Source organism: Denitratisoma sp., assembly GCA_032027165.1.
GTDB lineage: Bacteria > Pseudomonadota > Gammaproteobacteria > Burkholderiales > Rhodocyclaceae > Desulfobacillus.
In genome coordinates, this window is record JAVSMO010000001.1 from 1,475,261 (window position 1) to 1,493,799 (window position 18,539).

The 18,539-nt window shown below is 66.8% G+C and carries 22 protein-coding genes; 7 read left to right on the plus strand and 15 right to left on the minus strand.

All coding sequences use genetic code 11. The annotated features are described in order from the left end of the window. Window position 1 precedes the first annotated feature (1 nt). Both ROZ00_07255 and ROZ00_07260 read right to left on the minus strand, forming a co-directional pair. Complete coding sequence (locus ROZ00_07255) at window positions 2-1,051, minus strand: FAD/NAD(P)-binding oxidoreductase (GenBank protein ID MDT3736004.1); 1,050 nt, start codon at window positions 1,049-1,051, stop codon at window positions 2-4. Window position 1,052: 1 nt separating this feature from the next. Then, on the minus strand, window positions 1,053-2,855 hold the full coding sequence (locus tag ROZ00_07260; GenBank protein ID MDT3736005.1) for an FAD-dependent oxidoreductase: 1,803 nt from the start codon (window positions 2,853-2,855) through the stop codon (window positions 1,053-1,055). A 114-nt stretch (window positions 2,856-2,969) separates the two neighbouring features. Here ROZ00_07260 and ROZ00_07265 point away from each other — a divergent pair, with 114 nt between their 5' ends. After that, window positions 2,970-3,872: a DMT family transporter gene (locus ROZ00_07265; protein MDT3736006.1), complete on the plus strand. Its 903-nt coding sequence runs from the start codon at window positions 2,970-2,972 to the stop codon at window positions 3,870-3,872. A 262-nt stretch (window positions 3,873-4,134) separates the two neighbouring features. On the opposite strand, the gene ROZ00_07270 is transcribed toward ROZ00_07265, so the two are convergent. Then, window positions 4,135-4,599 carry an OsmC family protein gene (locus ROZ00_07270; GenBank protein MDT3736007.1) on the minus strand — a complete coding sequence of 155 codons (465 nt, stop codon included), beginning with the start codon at window positions 4,597-4,599 and terminating at the stop codon, window positions 4,135-4,137. 45 nt (window positions 4,600-4,644) lie between these two features. On the opposite strand from ROZ00_07270, the gene ROZ00_07275 reads away from it, so the two are divergent. Genes ROZ00_07275 through ROZ00_07285 form a run of 3 tightly spaced genes read left to right on the plus strand, consistent with a single transcriptional unit; the run spans window position 4,645 to window position 6,385 of the window. Beyond that, complete coding sequence (locus tag ROZ00_07275; GenBank protein ID MDT3736008.1) at window positions 4,645-5,409, plus strand: zinc-dependent peptidase; 765 nt, start codon at window positions 4,645-4,647, stop codon at window positions 5,407-5,409. Further along, window positions 5,406-5,861: an NAD(P)H-dependent oxidoreductase gene (locus ROZ00_07280; protein ID MDT3736009.1), complete on the plus strand. Its 456-nt coding sequence runs from the start codon at window positions 5,406-5,408 to the stop codon at window positions 5,859-5,861. Before ROZ00_07275 ends, ROZ00_07280 begins: the two co-directional genes overlap by 4 nt. A gap of 2 nt (window positions 5,862-5,863) precedes the next feature. Then, complete coding sequence (locus tag ROZ00_07285) at window positions 5,864-6,385, plus strand: hypothetical protein (GenBank protein ID MDT3736010.1); 522 nt, start codon at window positions 5,864-5,866, stop codon at window positions 6,383-6,385. Between the two features lie 3 nt (window positions 6,386-6,388). Here the strand turns inward: ROZ00_07285 and ROZ00_07290 are convergent, their stop codons facing one another. Further along, on the minus strand, window positions 6,389-7,201 hold the full coding sequence (locus ROZ00_07290; protein MDT3736011.1) for an SDR family oxidoreductase: 813 nt from the start codon (window positions 7,199-7,201) through the stop codon (window positions 6,389-6,391). A gap of 257 nt (window positions 7,202-7,458) precedes the next feature. Here ROZ00_07290 and ROZ00_07295 point away from each other — a divergent pair, with 257 nt between their 5' ends. Then, window positions 7,459-7,992, plus strand: a complete 534-nt coding sequence (locus ROZ00_07295; protein ID MDT3736012.1) for a hypothetical protein — start codon at window positions 7,459-7,461, stop codon at window positions 7,990-7,992. A 146-nt stretch (window positions 7,993-8,138) separates the two neighbouring features. On the opposite strand, the gene ROZ00_07300 is transcribed toward ROZ00_07295, so the two are convergent. After that, the gene (locus ROZ00_07300; protein MDT3736013.1) at window positions 8,139-8,279 is read right to left on the minus strand and encodes a hypothetical protein; all 141 of its coding nucleotides are present in this window, start codon (window positions 8,277-8,279) and stop codon (window positions 8,139-8,141) included. A 62-nt stretch (window positions 8,280-8,341) separates the two neighbouring features. Here ROZ00_07300 and ROZ00_07305 point away from each other — a divergent pair, with 62 nt between their 5' ends. Both ROZ00_07305 and ROZ00_07310 read left to right on the plus strand, forming a co-directional pair. Next, on the plus strand, window positions 8,342-8,551 hold the full coding sequence (locus ROZ00_07305) for a type II toxin-antitoxin system HicB family antitoxin (GenBank protein ID MDT3736014.1): 210 nt from the start codon (window positions 8,342-8,344) through the stop codon (window positions 8,549-8,551). After that, on the plus strand, window positions 8,548-8,760 hold the full coding sequence (locus tag ROZ00_07310) for a type II toxin-antitoxin system HicA family toxin (protein ID MDT3736015.1): 213 nt from the start codon (window positions 8,548-8,550) through the stop codon (window positions 8,758-8,760). Before ROZ00_07305 ends, ROZ00_07310 begins: the two co-directional genes overlap by 4 nt. A 77-nt stretch (window positions 8,761-8,837) precedes the next feature. Here the strand turns inward: ROZ00_07310 and ROZ00_07315 are convergent, their stop codons facing one another. From ROZ00_07315 to ROZ00_07360, 10 genes are all read right to left on the minus strand, one after another. After that, window positions 8,838-9,608, minus strand: a complete 771-nt coding sequence (locus ROZ00_07315) for an alpha/beta hydrolase (GenBank protein MDT3736016.1) — start codon at window positions 9,606-9,608, stop codon at window positions 8,838-8,840. Window positions 9,609-9,610: 2 nt separating this feature from the next. Further along, entirely contained in the window at window positions 9,611-10,324 is a 714-nt protein-coding gene (locus ROZ00_07320; GenBank protein MDT3736017.1) for an ABC transporter ATP-binding protein, read from the minus strand. Next, the gene (locus ROZ00_07325; GenBank protein MDT3736018.1) at window positions 10,317-11,078 is read right to left on the minus strand and encodes an ABC transporter ATP-binding protein; all 762 of its coding nucleotides are present in this window, start codon (window positions 11,076-11,078) and stop codon (window positions 10,317-10,319) included. Before ROZ00_07325 ends, ROZ00_07320 begins: the two co-directional genes overlap by 8 nt. Then, window positions 11,075-12,091, minus strand: a complete 1,017-nt coding sequence (locus ROZ00_07330; GenBank protein MDT3736019.1) for a branched-chain amino acid ABC transporter permease — start codon at window positions 12,089-12,091, stop codon at window positions 11,075-11,077. The genes ROZ00_07325 and ROZ00_07330 overlap by 4 nt, the downstream gene beginning before the upstream one ends. 1 nt (window position 12,092) lies before the next feature. Beyond that, window positions 12,093-12,959, minus strand: coding sequence for a branched-chain amino acid ABC transporter permease (locus ROZ00_07335; protein MDT3736020.1), 867 nt, complete (start codon window positions 12,957-12,959; stop codon window positions 12,093-12,095). Window positions 12,960-13,014: 55 nt separating this feature from the next. Continuing rightward, complete coding sequence (locus ROZ00_07340) at window positions 13,015-14,223, minus strand: ABC transporter substrate-binding protein (GenBank protein MDT3736021.1); 1,209 nt, start codon at window positions 14,221-14,223, stop codon at window positions 13,015-13,017. A gap of 145 nt (window positions 14,224-14,368) precedes the next feature. Continuing rightward, window positions 14,369-15,709: an ATP-binding protein gene (locus tag ROZ00_07345; GenBank protein MDT3736022.1), complete on the minus strand. Its 1,341-nt coding sequence runs from the start codon at window positions 15,707-15,709 to the stop codon at window positions 14,369-14,371. Continuing rightward, the gene (locus tag ROZ00_07350; GenBank protein ID MDT3736023.1) at window positions 15,693-16,382 is read right to left on the minus strand and encodes a response regulator transcription factor; all 690 of its coding nucleotides are present in this window, start codon (window positions 16,380-16,382) and stop codon (window positions 15,693-15,695) included. The genes ROZ00_07345 and ROZ00_07350 overlap by 17 nt, the downstream gene beginning before the upstream one ends. 15 nt (window positions 16,383-16,397) lie before the next feature. After that, a complete protein-coding gene (locus ROZ00_07355) occupies window positions 16,398-17,978 on the minus strand; it encodes a benzoate-CoA ligase family protein (GenBank protein ID MDT3736024.1) in 1,581 nt (526 codons plus the stop codon). 43 nt (window positions 17,979-18,021) lie between these two features. Further along, window positions 18,022-18,495 carry a DUF4863 family protein gene (locus ROZ00_07360; protein MDT3736025.1) on the minus strand — a complete coding sequence of 158 codons (474 nt, stop codon included), beginning with the start codon at window positions 18,493-18,495 and terminating at the stop codon, window positions 18,022-18,024. Window positions 18,496-18,539: the final 44 nt, after the last annotated feature.

Sequence of the window (18,539 nt, forward strand, 5' to 3'; positions counted from 1 at the left end):
GTTATTCGTACTCCCAGAACGGCGACTGGATCCTGCCGTCGTCCGATATGTGCAGCTTCTCGTCCTGCGCCGGCACCCACGGCTCGTCGCCGCCGGTGATGTTGCGCGCGGCGAGGTCGCCCATCGCCCGCACGTTCTTCCAGCCGTAGAAGAAGCGGTAGCGCTTCTCGGCATCCGACCAGATCTGGCAGACGTCGCCGGCGGCCCAGATGCCCTCGCCGGTGGTGCGCAGGGCCGGATTCACCAGCAGGCCGCGCTCGATGTCGGTGCCCGACCCCAGCATGAACTCGACCGAGGGCGACAGGCCGAAGAAGGGCATCACCGCGTCGCCGTASAGYTCGGTGCCGTCCTTGAACAGCACGCGCCGCGCCGAGAGGCCCCTGGCGCCCTGCTCGATSGAGGCGATGCCGCCGGCGTCSRCYGMCTCGASCACCTCGACGCCCATSTTYTCSARKGCGGCGATCAGGCCGGGGCGCTCGTCSTCGSYSACCTCGTGCGGCCAGAAGGTCTGCGGGCCGGCCACCAGGGTGACGCGGTGGCGGGTGTCGACCAGSGTGCGSGCGAGGTCGAGGCCGATCATGTCGCCGCCGAGCATGATGACGTGGCCKCKSTCCGGCACSACGSCSGCGGCRSTGACCGCYTCGGTGTAGCTGGCGAAGGGATGCATCAGCGGSCGGAACTCGRCCAGYTCCTCGGGSAKGTAGCCGCGCCCGCCGGARGCCACCAGCAGGGTGTCGAAGCGGATCTCYTCCTTGTGCTCCAGSGYGATGGTGCGGCGCGGGCCGTCCACCCCGGCGACGCGGCTGCAGCGGCGCACCTCGATGCGGTGGTCCTTGTAGTACTCGGCCGGRAAGGCGAGGAACTCGCGCCAGTCGCGATGCCCGCGAAASACYTTSGGCAGGTCGTAGCGGTTGTAGAAGAGCAGGCTGGACAGCGTCAGGATGGTGACGCGGGCGTCGGGCTCGCGYTCGCGCAGSGTCTCSGCSGCCTGRCTGCCGGCGACGCCGCTGCCGATGACGATGTGGTGCCGGGCATTCTTGGCTTTTGTCATCTCAGACCTCCACCTCGGTCAGCTCGCAGCGCGAGATCGAGATGCACTGCACCGGGCAGGCCTTGAAGCACTGGCCGCAGCGGATGCACTCGTTGTTGTCGATCCAGATGGCGCCGACCTGGTTCCATTCCTTGGTCTCGAGCAGCTTGCCGTAGGCGCCGTCGTCGTTCACCTCGACGCCGCGCACCAGCTTGATGCAGTTGCGCGGCGCCACCTCGATGCAGGCGCGGCAGAAGATGCAGCGGTCGACGTCGATCTGGTAACGCAGGTTGCAGAGATAACAGCGCTTGGCCTCCTCGAAGGCGAGCTTGTCGTCGAGGCCGAGCTCGACCTCGTGGCGGCCGTCCTTCATGCGCTCGCCGAGCTGCGCCGTCGGCATGTGCTGGCGCGGAATGAAGTCGAAGGCGCGCTCGCGCAGCGGCTGCCCGACCGGCACGATGCGCACCACCTGCTTGCGCCGCTCGCGGCCCATCAGCCAGGCGTCGATGCGCTTGGCCACCTGACGGCCATGGCCGACCGCCTGGATCACGGTGGACGCGCCGTTCACGTAGTCGCCGGCGGCGAAGATGCCCTTGTGCGAGGTCATGCCGTCCTCGCCGACGCGCACGTTGCCCCAGCGGTCGAGCTCCAGCTTCGTGCCGAGGAAGTCGTTCACCGTCTGCTGGCCGATGGCGATGATGATGGTGTCGCAGGGCTCGTGGAACTCCGAGCCCTCGATGGGGATGGCCTGGCGGCGCCCGCCGGCGCGCCAGCCGCCGAGGCGGTTCTGCACGAACTCGATGCCGGTGAGGCGGTTGCCCTCGGCGGTGAGGCCGACCGGGGTGCGCAGGCCCTTGATGCGCACGCCCTCGCGCTTGGCCTCGAAGATCTCCTCCTGCGTCACCGGGATGTATTCCTCGGCGGTGCGGATGTGGATGGTCACCTCCTGCGCGCCGAGCCGCGCGGCGACGCGGGCGCAGTCGAGCGCCGTGAAGCCGGCGCCGACCACGGCGACGCGCTTGCCGACGACCTTCTTCACGCCGCGGTGCATCTGCACGAGGAAGTCCAGGCCGTACTCGACGCCCTCGAGGCCGCGCAGCTCGCGCTTTTCCCACTCACCGGCGAGCGGCAGCGGCGAGGCCGCCATGCAGCCGGTGGCGAGCAGCACGGCGTCGAACTCCTGCTCCAGCTTGGCCATCGGGATCTGCCCCTGCCCGTTGCCGATCTCGGCGCCGGTGCGGATCTGCACGCCAAGGCGCAGCGCGTTGTGCAGTTCGATGTCGAGCGTGTCGCGCGGCAGGCGGAACTCGGGAATGCCGTAGCGCAGCATGCCGCCGGCGCGCTCCTCGCGCTCGAAGATCACCACGTCGTGGCCGAGCAGCGAGAGGTCGTGCGCGGCGGCGACGCCGGCCGGTCCTGCGCCGACGATGGCGACGCGCTTGCCGGTGGGCGAATACAGGCGCTCGGTGATGCGGTGGCCGGCGTCCTTCAGGTCGGCGGCGACGCGCTTCAGGTGGCAGATCGCCACCGGCTCGCCGTTGCCGGGCCAGCCGTGGCGGCACTGCGACTCGCAGGGCCGCGAGCAAATGCGGCCGAGGATGCCGGGCAGGACGTTGGCTTCGCGGTTGGTTTCGTAGGAGCGGCCGAACTGGCGCTCGATGATTTCCCGGATGTAGACCGGGACGTTGGTGCCCGCCGGACAGGCCGTCTGGCAGGGAACGTTCTGCCTGACCCAGCCGATGTCGCGCGGATCGTCGGAGAGGTATTCGCGCTGCTCGGCCGCCGGCGTCCCCGGTGCGTTCGACGGCGGTTTGATGTCGCCCATGCCTGCCTCCATCCCGGACCGGGCCTGGTGCCCGGCCATCGAAAGGCATAATGCTGCCATAAATCCGGCAAGGTTTTGATACCGATCAACAGCTTAAGACTTAAAATATCCTTCGTGACCGCCACCCCGCCCCCTTCGCGCGCCTTCGCCTACCTGCTGCTGACCCTGACCGTGCTGTTCTGGTCGGGCAACTGGGTGGTCGGCCGCTGGATCCGCGGCGACGTGCCGCCGATCGCCCTGTCCTTCTGGCGCTGGGTGATCGCCTTCCTCTGCCTGCTGCCCTGGGCCTGGCCGCACCTGCGGGCGCAATGGCGGGAGGTCGTCGCGCACTGGAAGGTACTGGCCATGCTGGGCCTCTTCGGCGGCGCCTGCCACAACGCGCTTACCTACATCGGCCTCGCCCACACCACCGCCACCAACGGCGTGCTGCTCGCCTCGGCGACGCCGATCATGATCATCGGCCTGTCCTGGGCGCTGTTCGGCAAGCGCCTGCGCCCGCTGGAATGGCTGGGAGTGATGGTGTCCTTCTCGGGGGTGCTGGCCATCCTCGCCCACGGCGAAGCGGCGCGGCTGCTGGAACTGCGCCCCAACGCGGGCGACCTCTGGGTGCTGGCGGCGATGCTGTTCTGGGCGCTGTACACCGTGCTGCTGGCGCGCCGCCCGCCCGGCCTGCACGCCCTCTCCTTCCTCTCGGCGATCACGCTGTGGGGACTCGTCGGGCTGGCGCCCTTCTACCTGTGGGAAATGGCTTCCGGAAGACTCATCGTGCCGGGCGCACCGGCCTTCGCCGCCATCGCCTACGCCGGCATCTTCCCGGCGGCGCTCGGCTTCATCTTCTGGAACCGCGCCGTGGCCGAGGTCGGCGGCAACCGCGCCGGCCAGTTCATGCACCTGATGCCGGCCTTCGGCACCCTCCTCGCGGTGATCTTTCTCGGCGAGGATCCGGCGCTCTACCACCTCGCCGGCATCGCCCTCATCCTGGCCGGCATCTTCCTGACGACGCGGGTGCGGGCCTAGGGTCTGTTCACATTCATTCTGTCGGTGCGAACGGGTTTTCCGGGTGCAGGGCAAGGCGCGGTGGCGAAGACAGTGGTATTCCACGGCGAGCCGCCGCAACGCCGCCATGCGCCCGGAAAACTCGTTCCCTTCGGGTTGCGGCCAAAAGCGCCGGCTGCGTCGTTGCGCTCCTTGTTAAGGGAATGGCCATTAACTGCGTCGCACGCCTAGCAGTCGACGCTTTTGGCCACAACGCATCCGACAGAATGAATGTGAACAGACCCTAGAACTGCGGCTCGCAACGCACTTCGCTCTTCACCGAGTTGGCGATGAAGCATGCCTCGTGCGCGGCATGGTGCAGCGACTCGATGTCCTGGCGGGACGGCAGTCGGTCGCCGACGAAGGCGACGCGCGGGCGCAGCGTCACCCGGGTCATGGCCAGCCTGCCTTCGGCATTCTTCGCCATGACGCCGTCGGCGCAGTCCTCGTAGTGTTCGACGACGAAGCCGGCCTTGGCCGCGAGATGCAGGAACCACAGCAGGTGGCAGCTCGACAGCGCGGCGACGAAGGCCTCCTCGGGATCGACCGCCGCCGCATCGGAGTAAGGCAGCGGCACGGTGTGCGGCGAACTGGAGCCCGGCACCACCGCCCCGCCGTCGAAGTGCCAGGCGTGGGCGCGGCTGTAGCGCTGGTCGGTGAAGGCGGCGCCGTTGCGCTGCCAGCGGATGGTGGCGGAATAGGTGGACATGGCCGTAGGGTTACGCAGCGGATCGAGTTCGCTTATCCTAAACCGATGCTGAACACTCTGACAAAACTCTTCGGCAAGGCCGCCCCGGCCATGCCGGCCATCGACGAGGCACAGTGGGCGCGGGTCGAGGCCGGCCTGCCGTTCCTCGATCACCTCACTGACGCCGAACGGGCGCGCCTGCGCGAGATGGCGCTGGAATTCATCGCCGCCAAGGAATGGCACGGCGCACAGGGGCTGGCACTGACGCCGGACATCCAGCTCTCCATCGCGCTGCAGGCCTGCCTGCCGGTGCTCAAGCTCGGCCTCGATTCCTACCGCGGCTGGCTCGGCGTCATCGTCTACCCCGGCGACTTCGTCATCCCGCGCAGGCAGATGTCGGAGGACGGTGTGATGCACGAATTCGACGACCGGGTGGCGGGCGAGGCCTGGGAGGGCGGCCCGGTGCTGCTGTCCTGGTTCGACCGGCCGGAACAGGCCGACGGCATGAACGTGGTGATCCACGAGTTCGCCCACAAGCTGGACATGCTCAACGGCCCACCCGACGGCCTGCCGCCGCTGCACGAGGGCATGCGCCGGCAGGACTGGACCGGCGCCTTCGAGCCGGCCTACCGCGACTTCTGCGAACGCGTCGACGACGGCGAGGACACCTGGATCGATCCCTACGCCGCCGAGCATCCCGCCGAGTTCTTCGCCGTGACGAGCGAGGTCTTCTTCGAGGCGCCCGACCTGCTGCAGGCGGAATATCCGGCGGTGTACGAACAGCTGCGCCAGTTCTACCGACAGGACCCCGTCGCCGCCTATTCCCGATGAAGCGCCTGCTCATCGTCTATCACACGCAAGGCGGCCATACCGGCGCCATGGCCGAGGCCGTGCTGCGCGGCGCGCGGCGCGCGACGGAAACCGAAATCGTGATGAAGCGCGCCGGCGAGGCGACGCTGGAAGACCTGCTCGGCTGCCAGGGTTTGATCGTCGGCACGCCGGAGAATTTCGGCACCATGGCCGGCATGGTGAAGGACTTCTTCGACCGCACCTACTACCCGGCGGAAGGAAAAACGGTGGGCCTGCCCTACGCCCTCTTCGTCAGCGCCGGCAACGATGGCACCGGCGCCGTGACGCAGATCGACCGCATCGCCACCGGCTACGGCTGGAAGCGCGTCGCCGAACCGCTCATCGCGCGGCATGAAGTGACCGAAGCCGACCTCGCCGCCTGCGAGGAACTCGGCGAGGCGATGGCGAGCGGCGTGGCGTTGGGAATTTTCTAGCCTTGCGCTTCGCCTACTACGACCGGCTGTCGGCGGCGCGCAAGCGCATCTACGACCGGAGCGACGCCATCGAGCGCATCGACCTGCCCGATGCCGCGGCGCTGCGGCCGCTGGTGGCGCCGCTGGAAACCGCGCTGAAGTCGGAGCAACGCGCCGAGGCCGAGCGCCTCTGCGCAAGCATTGCCTCGGGAATCGTCGGCCAGTTGGGCGCGCCGCCCGTCAAAGTGGCGGTGCTGGCGGTGCGCCCGAGCAGCGACTGGGGCGAGCTGCACGGCCTCTACCTGCCGGAGGACGAAGGCAAGACCGCGGTCATCAAGCTGTGGATGCGCACGGCGAAGAACCAGCGCGTGGTGGCCTTCCGCAGCTTCCTGCGCACCCTGCTGCACGAGCTCTGCCACCACCTCGACTACGAGCTGTACAAGCTGGAAGAGACCTTCCACACCGAGGGCTTCTACAAGCGCGAATCGAGCCTGTTCCACCAGCTGGTGCCGAAGGCGGAAGAACCGCCGTCCCGCAGCGACTGACTTTTACTTCTTCCGCCCGGTGAAGGCGTCCATGCTCTTGGTGATGCCGAAGAAATCCATCAGCGCGTCGAACCATGAAGTCGGCAGCAGGCGCAGCGGAAAGACGTTGCGCACGAACCATGGCAGGATCAGCCGTGCCTCGTCGCGCTCGATGGCGCGCACGATGCGCCCGGCGACGGCCTCCGGCTTCAGGATCGGCAACAGCAGCGGGAAGCGCGTGCGCACGCCCGCGAACATGCCGGTGGCGATGTAGAAGGGGCAGACGACGGTGGTCTTCACCGGCGCGCCGTCGTGTTTGAGTTCCAGCCGCAGCGATTCGTCGAAGGCGATGGCGGCGGCCTTGCTGGCGGAGTAGTCGGCCAGGCGCGGCACCGCGGCGATGCCCGAAGCCGAAGCGATGGTGACGATGTGCCCCCTGCCCTGCGCCAGCATGCCGGGCAGGAAGGCGCGCACCGTGCGGAACGGCGCCAGCGTGTTCACCGCAAAGGTACGTGCGATCTCCTCGTCGGTGGCCTCCAGCAGCCGCTTGCCGTCCACGATGCCGGCGTTGTTGATGAGGATGTCCACCGCGCCGTGGTCCTGCAGCGTGCGCGCGGCGGCGGCCTCGATGGCCTCGCGCTCGGCGAGGTTGCAGGCATACACCGACGCCTGCCCGCCCGCGGCCGCGATCTCGCCGGCCACGGCCGCCAGGTGCGCCGCGTCCACATCCCACAGGATCAGCCGCCCGCCCCGCGCCGCGATGCGCAGCGCCAGCAAATGCCCGATGCCGCTGGCGGCGCCGGTGATCAGTACGCGTCGATTCAGGAATTCGGACATGGTTTCTCCACGCAGGAAAGTTTCTGCTGGCCGCATTATGGCGCAGTCGGGGAAGCGCGCCGTATCGCGGAGACTGTCTTTTCCCCGCACCGTTCGGCTCGGAATGAACAGCATCGGCCGTCCGGATTATTCGCGTTGCTATACGGACCCCGCCAAGCAGGATGTCTTGTGCATCAAGGTATTACGGAGGCATACTGCTGGCTGGATATCAATTCATATACGGACCCGTAGTCCGTCTCATATCTGTTAGAAGTCGTATGGAACGGATTTTTGAACTCGTCGCGTTGCTCCTGCTTTCTTGGCGCACAGCGCTCGTTACGGCTATCTCGGTCGTTCTTGCAGTTGTCCTCGCTGCACTCATCCCCGCATTCACCGGTGTTGCCGGTATCGTCCTCGTGTTCGGCGGCTTCGGTGCTGGTCTGCTTTGGGAAACTGCGGCGAATCCCCAGCCAACACCAACAGCGTCTACTTCTGGACAGGAAATTTCTTGGCCTGTTGCGGTTCTCGCGCTTGCTTTCTTCGGCGCGCTCATTGGGGGCTGGGTAAGCGCAGTGGCTGGGTCCGTCGTGGTCGGCGCCGTCTGTCTTCTTTGCGGGGTCGCTGCTGTTGCCGTTCATCGGTCGAAGGTAGCCAAACGTTCTATTCCTCTCCGATCCTTGGCTATCTCGTCTATTTCTCTATTGATTGGCCTTGGCGTGCTGATTTTCCTTGGCACGTTTCATGAAGAACCGACCTCTAACCTCGCAGTTCGCACGGACGCTAACGCCGGTAAGCCGGCTCAGCGCCCTTGAAATAGTACGTTCAACAGCAACCTGGCAAAAGTCAGCCGCTACAGCACGGCGCAAGAAGCCTGCCGTCCGTCGTGTCACAACGACTGACTTTTAGTTCCGGCATAACGCCCGCTCACGCTGGCATTGGCCTTCACTGAAACTTCGTTTTAACCGATCCGCTCGATGAACCCCGCCATCGCCTCGAGCGTGGCCTGGGGCTGGTCCTTGTGGGGGGAGTGGCGGCAGTCGGGAAAGCTAAAGGTACCGGAGTCGATTTCTTTCCAGGGCAGGTTACGCGCGGCAGACATGCCTCGATATTCCGGCAGCGGAACAGGTTACAATCCGTACAACCCTCTACCGGAGTGCAATCATGAATTTCACCATCGAGTGCGAGGAAGAGATTGATGGCCGCTGGATCGCCGAGGTTCCGCAGTTGCCCGGCGTGTTGAGCTACGGCAGCACGGCGGAGGAAGCCATGGCGAAAGCGGAAGTGCTGGCCCTTCGCGCCATGGCCGAGCGCCTCGAGCATGGCGAGTCGCGTCCGGTCGAAATCAGCATTTCCATTCCCCTCGCCGCATGAGTCAATGGCCCGCCATCAAGGCCAAGCGTCTGCTTGCCGCCTTGTTTGGCATCGGGTGGAAACTCAAACGTCAATCCGGTTCGCACCGCACCCTCAGCCGCGACGGCTGGCAGGACTTCGTCTTCGCCTTTCATGACGGCGAGGAAATCGGGCCGAGAATGCTCGCCCGCATCGCCAAGCACACCGGCATTACCCCGGAAGACCTGTAGCCGTCCTGCAGCGACTGACTTTTAGTTCCGGCATAACGCCCGCGGACGCGGGCATTAGCCTGCTCTGAAACTTCGTTTTAGCTGATCCGCTCGATGAACCCCGCCATCGCCTCGAGCGTGGCCTGGGGCTGGTCCTTGTGGGGGGAGTGGCGGCAGTCGGCGAGCATGAGGACTTCGACCTCGCCTTTCGCCTGCTTGCGGATGGCCTCGACCTGCGCGGGAGTGCCATACTCGTCGTCCTCGCCCTGGAGGGCGAGCACCGGGCAGATCACCTTCGGCAGATACTCCTCGATGTTCCAGGCACGGAAGTCGGGATGCAGCCAGATGTCGTTCCAGCCCCAGAACGTCTTCGCGGGGTCGCGGTGGTACTTGCCGAGCTTCTGGCCGAGGTCGGTGGTCTCGAAGGTCACCTTGGCCTGGGCGATGCTGGCGATGGAAATATCTTCGACGAAGACGTGCGGCGCCATGAGGATGAGGCCGGCGACGGCCCGCCCTGCCCCGCCGGCGTGGATCAGCGCGATGGAACCACCGTCGGAATGGCCGACCAGCACCGGCTTGTCGATGCCGAGCCTGTCGAGGAGTTCGGGCAACGCCTGCAGCGCCTCGTCGTGCATGTAGCGCACGCCAAAGGATTCGGCGAGGAGATCGGACTCGCCGTAGCCGTAGCGCGAGTACACCAGTGTGCGGCAGCCGGTGGCGTTGGCGACCTTCGCCGGGAAGTCGCGCCACATCGCCACCGAGCCGAGGCCTTCGTGCAGGAAGACCAGCGTGGGGCGGTTCAGTTGGTGGGCGGGGATGAGCTGGTATTCGAGCTGGCGGCCGGCGGCCTCGACAAAACCCTTTTGCATGCTCAAACGCCGAGGAAGCGATGCATCAGCTCTTCGTTGTCGGACAGCTCGCTCGACGTGCCGGCGAAGACGACGCGGCCCTTGACGATCACCACGCTGCGGTCGGCGAGCGCCATCACGGCGCCGTAGTTCTTGTCGACGATCACCGTGGCGATGCCCGAGGCGCGGATGGTGCGGATGATGTTCCAGATCTCCTTGGCGATGAGCGGGGCGAGGCCCTCGGTGGCTTCGTCGAGGATGAGCAAGTCGGGGTTGGTCATCAGCGCGCGGCCGATGGTGAGCATCTGCTGCTCGCCGCCGGAGAGCTGGGCGCCGCCGTTGTTGATGCGCTCGCCCAGCCGCGGGAAGGTGGCCATAACACGCTCGAAATCCCATTCCTTGCGGCCGTCGACGCCGGCGCGCGCCGCCATGACGAGGTTCTCGCGCACCGTGAGGTTCGGAAAGATGCCGCGGCCTTCCGGCACGTAGGCGATGCCGGCGCGGGCGATGGCGTGCGGCGCGGCGTGGGTCATTTCCTTGCCGCGCACGCGGACATCGCCCTGCTTCGGCCGCACCAGGCCGAGCATCGACTTGATCAGCGTCGTCTTGCCCATGCCGTTGCGGCCCATCAGGCCGATGCATTCGCCGCGCGCGACCGTGAAGTCGACGCCGTGCAGGATGTGGCTGACGCCGTAGAAGCTGTGCAGGCCCCGGGCTTCCAGCAACAGATCAGCCATGGAGGTTGTCCTCCCCGCCGAGGTAGGCGAGCTGCACGGCCGGGCTGTTGCGCACCGCCTCGGGCACGCCGGATTCGATCACCTCGCCGTTCACCATCACGGTCAGCTTGTGCGCCACGGCGAAGACGGCGTCCATGTCGTGCTCGATGAGCATGATGGCGTGGCCTTCGGAGAGCTTCTTGATCAGGTCGACCATGCGGTGGGATTCGTGCGGCCCCATGCCGGCGAGCGGTTCGTCGAGCAGCAGCAGGCGCGGCCGCGTCGCCAGGCACATGGCGATCTCCAGCTGGCGCTGCTCGCCGTGCGAGAGCGTGGCGGCGACGCGGTCGCGCCGGTGCGCCAGCCCGGCCGCCTCCATGGCCTCTTCGGCCAGGCGGTTGATGTCGCCGAAGGCGCCGGTGCCCTGCCAGACGCGCCAGGCACGCGGCGTGCGCGACTGCGCGGCCAAGCGACAATTTTCAAACACCGAGAACGGCAGGAAGATGTTGGTCTTCTGGTAGCTGCGGCCGACGCCGAGGCGGGAAATGGTGTCGGACTTCAGCCCGGCGATGTCGCGGCCCTCGAACTGCACGCTGCCGGAGGTCGGCGGCAGGTCGCCGGAGAGCAGGTTGGTCAGGGTCGACTTGCCGGCGCCGTTGGGCCCGATCACGGCGTGCACCTCGCCGACATGCAGTTCCAGCGACACCTTGTCGACGGCGGTGAGGCCGCCGAAGCGCTTGGTCAGTTCGGAGGTGCGCAGGATCGGGCCGCTCACGGCTTGTTCTCCGGCGCGTCCTCGGCCGCTTCCGCCGCTTCGGCTTCCGGCTTGCGCCCGAAGCGCTGCATCAGGCCGGCCAGGCCCTGCGGCAGGTACATCGCCACCAGGATGACGAAGATGCCCATCGCCAGCTGCCAGTGCTTGGCCCAGGGGCCGAACCAGGCCTGGTTGGAGAAGGCTTCCTGCAGCAGCACGAAGGCGAAGGCGCCGAGCACCGGGCCGTAGAGCGTGCCCATGCCGCCGAGGATGACCATCATCATCACCTGCCCCGACTTGTGCCAGGAGAGGATCTCCGGGTTCACGAAGCCGAACTGCACCGCCGCGAGGTAGCCGGAGAGCCCGCCCAGGGCACCGGCCAGCACGAAACTCGCCAGCTTGTAGCGGAAGACGGGGAAGCCGAGCGCCTGCATGCGGTGCTCGTTGACCTTGATGCCGACGAGCGCCCGGCCGAAGGTCGAGCCGAGCACGCGGCGCAGCAGCAGGTAGACGGCCAGCATCAGGATCAGCACGAGCCAGTAGAAGTGCTCGGTCTTGTCGAGGTTGGCCAGTGCGAAGTCGCCGATCTTCAGTTCCGGCTTGTTGTAGATGTAGATGCCGTCGGAACCGCCGCCCAGCTTGGTGTCGTGGAAGACGAAGAACAGCATCTGGGCGAAGGCCAGCGTCACCATGATGAAGAAGATGCCCTTGGTGCGCAGCACCAGCAGGCCGGTGACGAGCGCGAACAGCGCGCACACCCCCATCGCCGCCGGCAGCGACCACCACAGGCTGGCCGCCTCGTATTTCGGCCCCATCAGGGCGAGGGCGTAGCCGGCCAGGCCGAAGTAGGCGGCATGGCCGAAGCTCACCAGGCCGGTATAGCCGATCAGCAGGTCCAGGCTCATGGCGAAGATGGCCAGGATCATCACCTTGGCGATGAGCTGGATGTAGAAAGTGCCGCCGAAGAGCGGGAACAGCGCCAGCAGCAGCGCCGCGGCGAGGAAGACGGTGAGCGACCGGCGCGAATCAGCCACCTCAGGCCCTCCCGAACAGGCCGGCCGGCCGCCAGACCAGCACGACGGCCATCAGCAGGTAGACGATCATGCCGGCCACTTCGGGCAGCAGCACCTGGCCGAAGGTATCGGCCAGGCCGATCATCAGCGAGGCGGCCATGGCGCCCTTCACCGAGCCGATGCCGCCGATCACCACCACGACGAAGCAGATGATCAGCACCTGCCCGCCCATGTTGGGGAACACCGAGGACAGCGGCGCGTTGATCATGCCGGCGAATCCGGCCAGTGCCACCCCTATCGCGAAGACCAGGGTGTACAGGAACTTGATGTTGATGCCGAGCGACTGCGCCATTTCGCGGTTGCTGGCGCCGGCGCGGATCATCATGCCGAGCCGGGTCTTCTGGATCAGCAGGTAGAGGCCGAGGGCCAGCAGCAGGCAGACGGCGGAGATGAACAGCCGATACACCGGATAGGACAGGTTTTCGGTGAGCGGGATCGAGGCGTTCAGCAGCGCCGGCACCGGCACGCCGTGCACGTCGTCGCCCCAGAGGATGCTGCGCATCTCCTCGAAGACCAGGATCAGGCCGTAGGTGAGCAGCACCTGGAAGAGGTGGTCGCGCTCGTAGAGGCGGCGGATCAGCAGCCATTCCAGCGCCATGCCGAAGAGGACGGTCAGCGGCACCGCGACGAGAACGGCGGCGAGCAGGCTGCCGGTCAGGCTGGCGAGCCACCAGGCCAGGTAGGCGCCGAGCATGTAGAAGCTGCCATGGGCCAGGTTGATGATGCCCATGATGCCGAAGATCAGCGTCAGCCCGGAGGCGACGAGGAACAGCAGCAGGCCGTATTGCAGGCCGTTGAGCAGCTGGATGAGGAAGAAGGCGAAATCCATCGTGCGGACAAGCGAACGGCGGCAGAACCCTGCCGCCGTTCGGAGTGACGGTCGCTTACGCCTTGCAGCCGCGCGCCGGGTCGGCCAGCGCCTTCCAGGCCACGCCCTGCACCAGGTTCTGCTTGCCGACCACCTTGCGCAGGTACATGTCCTGCACCGGGTTGTGCGCCTTGGAGAGCGTCCAGACGCCGCGCGGGCTGTCGATCTTGGCCGATTCCATGGCCTTGATCATCGCCGCCTTGTTGGAGACGTCGCCCTTCACCGCATCGAGGCCGGCGGCCAGCAGCTGGCCGGCGTCGTAGCCCTGCACGGCATACACGTCGGGCTGCAGCTTGTAGGTCTTGGCATAGGCCAGGCGGAAGGCGTTGTCCTTCTTGGTGTTCAGGCCGTCGGCGTAGTGCAGCGTGGTCTCGACGCCTTCGGCGGCGTCGCCGACGGCTTCCAGCACGCCGTCAGTGAGGAAGCCCGAGCCGTAGAGCGGGATCTTGCCCTTGAGGCCCGCCGCGGCGTAGTCCTTGAGGAACTTGGCGGCGCCGCCGCCGGCGAAGAAGGACACCACGGCGTCCGGCTTGATGCTGGCGATCTCGGTGAGCAGGGCCTGGAACTCGACCTGCGGGAAGGGCGTGTAGAGCTCCTTGATGAGCTTGCCGCCCTCCTTCTCGAAGCCCTCCTTGAAGCCCTGCATCATCTGCTCGCCGGCGGCGTATTTCCAGGTGATGAAGACGGCGTTCTTGTGGCCCCGGGCCTTGAGCACCTTGCCCAGCGCGTGGGTGGTCTGCCAGTTGGAGAAGGAGGTGCGGAAGATGTTGGGGGCGCACAGCGGGCCGGTGACCTCGTCGGCGCCGGCGTTCGGGTTGATCCACAGCGTGCCTGCTTCCCGGATCACCTTGGCCATGCCCATCGCGACGCCGGAGTGCACCGTGCCGATGATGACGTCGACCTTGTCGCGCTGCACCAGCTTGTTGGTGTTCTCGGGCGCCTTGCCGGGGTTGGACTCGTCGTCCACCACGAAGTACTCGATCTCGCGGCCGCCCAGCTTGCCGCCGCGCTCCTCGACCGCCAGCTTGAAGCCGTTGGTGATGGCCACGCCGAGCGCGGTGAACGTGCCGGTATAGGGCAGCATCAGGCCGACTTTCAGCTTGGCGCCCTGGGCGCGCGCCATGCCGACGGGCGCCAGCGTGCCCAGTGCGGTGGCGCCGGCCACTGCGGCCGTGCCCTTCAGAAACTCGCGGCGATCGAATCCGTGCTTTTCATGTTCGCTCATTCTTTTCTCCTCCTGGTTGATGTACGTCCGTTTGGGTTTTTTTCGACGGCGTTTATAACAACACTTCCCATCTGTCGCGTCAAGGCAACCGATACAGTCTAGGGCAGCGGCGTCAAATCCTGGTCAGGGGAATGTCAAATCTTTGTCAAATCAGGGCCAGCAGCACCCGCGTGCCGCCTTCGGCCCGCCGCTCGATGCCGATCTTCCAGCCGGCCTGCTCGCAGATGCGCTTGACGATGGCCAGCCCCAGGCCGAAGCCGTCGCCGCCGCGCGCATCGTCGCCGCGGTGGAAGCGGCGGAACAGTTCCGGGATCTTGTCCGAGGCCACGCCGCTGCCGGTGTCGGTGATTTCGACCGTGGCCCCCTGCGTGCGCAGCGCCACGGTGCCGCGCTCGGTATAGCTCACCGCATTGGCCAGCAGGTTGGACAGGACCACATGCAGCGCCCGGCGCGGCACGCGCACGGACAGGCTCTCCGGCACGTCCACCAGCAAAGTCAGTCCCTTCGATGCGGCGCGCTCGCGCACGCTCTCCGCGGCTTCCTCGATGCATTCGCGCAGGTCGACCTCGCCGCGGATGCCGTCGGCCTGTTCGCGCGCCATCAGCAGGAAGGCATTGACCAGGTCGGTCAGCCGCGCCGTGGCGGCGGAAATCTTTTCCAGCCTTTCGCGCGACTTGGCGGACAGGCCCGCATCCTCCAGCATCAGTTCGCAGCTGGTCTGGATGGCGGTGAGCGGCGTGCGCAGCTCGTGGCTGACGTCGGCGGTGAAGGCGCGCTCCCGCTCGAGCAGGCGGGCGGTGCGCTCGTGGTAGCCGTCGAAGGCGGCGGCCAGGTCGGCCACCTCCCGCTCGGGGTAGTGCCGCTCCAGGGTGCTGTCGACCGACTGCCCGTCGAGTTGCCGGACCCGCTGCGCCAGGTCGACGATCTGCCGCGTCAGGCGGCCGGAGGCCCACAGGCCGATGAGGGCGGTCGCCAGCGCGGTGAGCACCGCACTGAGCACCAGCGCCACGGTGAAATAGCGCCCCCTCTCCTCGTGCAGGGCGACGGAATAGGCGATGTAGAAGCGCGTGCTGCCGATCTCGCGGACCTCGACGCGGTAGCGGTCGGCGCCGCTCCAGACGTCGTGGAAGCCGGGACCCAGCTCGCGCAGTTCCTCCGGCAGCTGGCGTCTTTCCTCTTCCATGCGGGCGACGTAGCCGTGCACCAGCCAGCTGGCGCGGAACCACTTGCGCAGGGAAAGGGCCTGGGTGTCGGGCCGCACGTCGTAGCGCTGCAGCTTGCGATAGGGGGGGCCGTCGACCTCGCCGTGCCGCTCGTACTGCTGCAGCAGCGCTTCCACCTCGTCGGAAACGATCTGGTCGATGAGCTGCGCTTCCTGGTATCGGCTGAGCTGCAGCAGGGCGAAGGCGAAGGCCAGCACCAGCACCATGCCGGCCAGGGCGAAGGTCGTGGCGAGCTTGAGCCTGAGGCTACGCCTGACGCGCATCGGCCGCGGCGAAACGGTAGCCGACGCCGTGCACCGTCTCGATGGGCGAGAGTCCTCGCGCATCGGTGAGCGCGCGGCGCAGCATGTGCATGTGGCTGCGCAGGGAGTCGCTCTGCGGGTGCTCGTCGCCCCACAGTTCCTGCTCCAACTCGGCGCGCGAATAGACGCGGTTCGGCGCCGTCATCATCATCTCCAGCAGGCGCAGGCACTTGCGGGAAAGGTGCACCGGGCGGCCGTCGACGCTGACCGCCAGGTTGGTCGGGTCGAACTCGATGCCGCCATGGACCAGCTTGCGGCTGACGACGCGGCCGCGGCGGCGGGCCACCAAGGCCTTCAGCCGCGCCTCCACCTCGCGCAGGGCGAAGGGCTTGACGAGGTAGTCGTCGGCGCCGCAGTCGAAGGCCGCCAGCTTGTCGTCGAGCACGTCGCGCGCGGTGAGGATCAGGATGGGCACGTCCCGCTTCGCCTCCTGCCGCAGCTTGCGGCACAGGCAGAGGCCGTCCATGCCGGGCAGGCCGAGGTCGAGCACGATGGCGTCGAACTCCTGCGAGACGGCCAGGTGCATGCCGGAGACACCGTCGCGCGCCATGTCCACGATATTGCCGCGCCCCTCAAGGAACTCGTAGAGGTTGGTGGCGATGTCGAGGTCGTCCTCGACGATCAGGACGCGCATGGTTTCACCGACAGGCTAGCCGCGCAGCTTGAAGCGCTGGATCTTGCCCGTCGCCGTCTTCGGCAGCTCGGCGACGAAGTCAAGCCAGCGCGGATACTTGTAGGGCGCCAGCTTGTCCTTGACGTGCTGCTTGAGCTGGTCGGCCAGCGCGTCGGAGGACTCGACGCCGGGCTTGAGCACGACGAAGGCCTTCGGCTTGACGAGCTGGTCGGTGTCGGCGTGCGCGACGACGGCGGCTTCCAGCACCGCTTCATGGGTCATCAGCGCCGCCTCGACCTCGAAGGGCGAGACGTAGATGCCGGAGACCTTGAGCATGTCGTCGGTGCGGCCGCAGTACTGGTAGTAGCCGTCGGCGTCGCGGGTGTACTTGTCGCCGCTGCGCGTCCACTCGCCCATGAAGGTGTTGCGCGATTTCTCGCGGTTGTTCCAGTACATGATGGCCGACGACGGGCCGTTGATCTGCAGTTCGCCGATCTCGCCGTCGGCCACCGGCTGGCCGTCCTCGCCGATGAGGCGGATGTCGTAGCCGGGCACCGCCTTGCCGGTGGTGCCGTAGCGCACCTCGCCGGGGCGGTTGGAGAGGAAGATGTGCAGCATCTCGGTGGAGCCGATGCCGTCGAGGATCTCGACGCCGAAGTGCTCGGTCCAGCGCTTGCCGATATCCGCCGGCAGCGCCTCGCCGGCCGAGGTGCACATGCGCAGGCGCAGCTCCTCCTTCTTCGGCAGCTCGGGGCTGACGAGCAGCGCGGCATACAGCGTCGGCACGCCGTAGAAGATGGAAGGCTTGTGCTCGCGCAGGCGCTTGAACACCGCCTGCGGCGTCGGCCGCTCGGCCATCAGCACGGCGGTGGCGCCCACCGACATCGGGAAGGTCATGCCGTTGCCGAGTCCGTAGGCGAAGAACAATTTGGCCGCCGAATACACCAGGTCGTTTTCCTGGATGCCGAGGATCGGCCGCGCATACAGCTCGGCGGTCTGGATCAGGTGCGAGTGCAGGTGCACCGTGCCCTTCGGCGAGCCGGTGGAGCCGGAGGAATACAGCCAGAAGCACATGTCGTCGCAGGTGGTCTCCGCCGGCGCGAATTGCGCCGGGGCCTTGGCCATCAGGTCGGACAGGAGCAGTCTGCCCTTGCCGTCTTTGCCGGAGACGATGATGTGCCTGAGGTGCTTGTGCTTGCCGACGATGCTCTCGAACTGCGGCCACAGCGCCTCGGAGACGACCAGGGCGCGGGCGCGCGAATCGCCCAGCATGAAGTCGTAGTCGTTCGCGGTGAGCAGGGTGTTGGCGGCGATCGGCACGACGCCGGCCTGGATGGCGCCGAGGAAGGCGGTCGGAAAGTCGATGGTGTCGAGCAGGCACAGCATGATGCGACTCTCGGCCTCGATGCCGAGGCCGGCGAGCACGTTGCCGAAGCGGTTCGCCCGCTCCGCCAGATCGTTGTAAGTGTAGCTGCCGGCGTCGTCGATGAAGGCGGTCTTGGCGCCGCGCCCGGCCTGCAGGTTGCGCTGGATCAGATCCCAGGCGGCGTTGTAGTCGCGCGGCACCGTGACGCGCGGCGGTGAAAAACGGTGATCGGCCGTGGAAAGCTGCGGCATGTCCTGCTCCTCCTTTTTTTCGCAGGTCGGACTGAAGCCCGACCTATTTCGTGAATTCGATCGCCCCGCCCGGCAGCAGGTAGAGCACGATGGCCTTGCCGCCGGTCACGGTCGGGAAGTGGGCGTGGCCGGCCGGATAGACCAGCCAGCCCTTGCCGCGACCATCGAACTTCGCACCATCATCGAGCGGCATGATCATGTCGATCTCGCCGTTGGTGTGGCGGTGGTGGGGTCCCTTGCAGTCGTCCATCACGACGACATCGACGCTGAAGCCGTGGATGGCGTCGGTAGGCTTGATGACGCGGCCGAACTTGATGCCGCCCGCCTCGCGGTTGCACATCCAGCCGGCAGCGATGGCGTCCTTGCAGGCTTCGAAGATTTTGTTGAACTCGGCGCCGTCGGCCGGAAATTCGGCATTCAGCCTGGCATCGAGCTGGCTGTCCAGCGTCTGGCCGGCGATGCGGCCGGTGACGCCGGCGATCAGGGTGGTGAATTCCTCGACTGTGATATTTCCCATTTCGGATTGGCCCGTATCGACAGTTTGCAGTATAGTGCCAGCGC

Coding starts and splice junctions, on each gene's coding strand:
- ROZ00_07300 (MDT3736013.1), bottom strand. CDS start 8,279: ATGTCTGCCGCGCGTAACCTGCCCTGGAAAGAAATCGACTCCGGTACC.
- ROZ00_07315 (MDT3736016.1), bottom strand. CDS start 9,608: ATGCAAAAGGGTTTTGTCGAGGCCGCCGGCCGCCAGCTCGAATACCAG.
- ROZ00_07270 (MDT3736007.1), bottom strand. CDS start 4,599: ATGTCCACCTATTCCGCCACCATCCGCTGGCAGCGCAACGGCGCCGCC.
- ROZ00_07340 (MDT3736021.1), bottom strand. CDS start 14,223: ATGAGCGAACATGAAAAGCACGGATTCGATCGCCGCGAGTTTCTGAAG.
- ROZ00_07290 (MDT3736011.1), bottom strand. CDS start 7,201: ATGTCCGAATTCCTGAATCGACGCGTACTGATCACCGGCGCCGCCAGC.
- ROZ00_07320 (MDT3736017.1), bottom strand. CDS start 10,324: ATGGCTGATCTGTTGCTGGAAGCCCGGGGCCTGCACAGCTTCTACGGC.
- ROZ00_07310 (MDT3736015.1), top strand. CDS start 8,548: ATGAGTCAATGGCCCGCCATCAAGGCCAAGCGTCTGCTTGCCGCCTTG.
- ROZ00_07360 (MDT3736025.1), bottom strand. CDS start 18,495: ATGGGAAATATCACAGTCGAGGAATTCACCACCCTGATCGCCGGCGTC.
- ROZ00_07355 (MDT3736024.1), bottom strand. CDS start 17,978: ATGCCGCAGCTTTCCACGGCCGATCACCGTTTTTCACCGCCGCGCGTC.
- ROZ00_07350 (MDT3736023.1), bottom strand. CDS start 16,382: ATGCGCGTCCTGATCGTCGAGGACGACCTCGACATCGCCACCAACCTC.
- ROZ00_07335 (MDT3736020.1), bottom strand. CDS start 12,959: ATGGATTTCGCCTTCTTCCTCATCCAGCTGCTCAACGGCCTGCAATAC.
- ROZ00_07305 (MDT3736014.1), top strand. CDS start 8,342: ATGAATTTCACCATCGAGTGCGAGGAAGAGATTGATGGCCGCTGGATC.
- ROZ00_07275 (MDT3736008.1), top strand. CDS start 4,645: ATGCTGAACACTCTGACAAAACTCTTCGGCAAGGCCGCCCCGGCCATG.
- ROZ00_07345 (MDT3736022.1), bottom strand. CDS start 15,709: ATGCGCGTCAGGCGTAGCCTCAGGCTCAAGCTCGCCACGACCTTCGCC.
- ROZ00_07260 (MDT3736005.1), bottom strand. CDS start 2,855: ATGGGCGACATCAAACCGCCGTCGAACGCACCGGGGACGCCGGCGGCC.
- ROZ00_07295 (MDT3736012.1), top strand. CDS start 7,459: ATGGAACGGATTTTTGAACTCGTCGCGTTGCTCCTGCTTTCTTGGCGC.
- ROZ00_07280 (MDT3736009.1), top strand. CDS start 5,406: ATGAAGCGCCTGCTCATCGTCTATCACACGCAAGGCGGCCATACCGGC.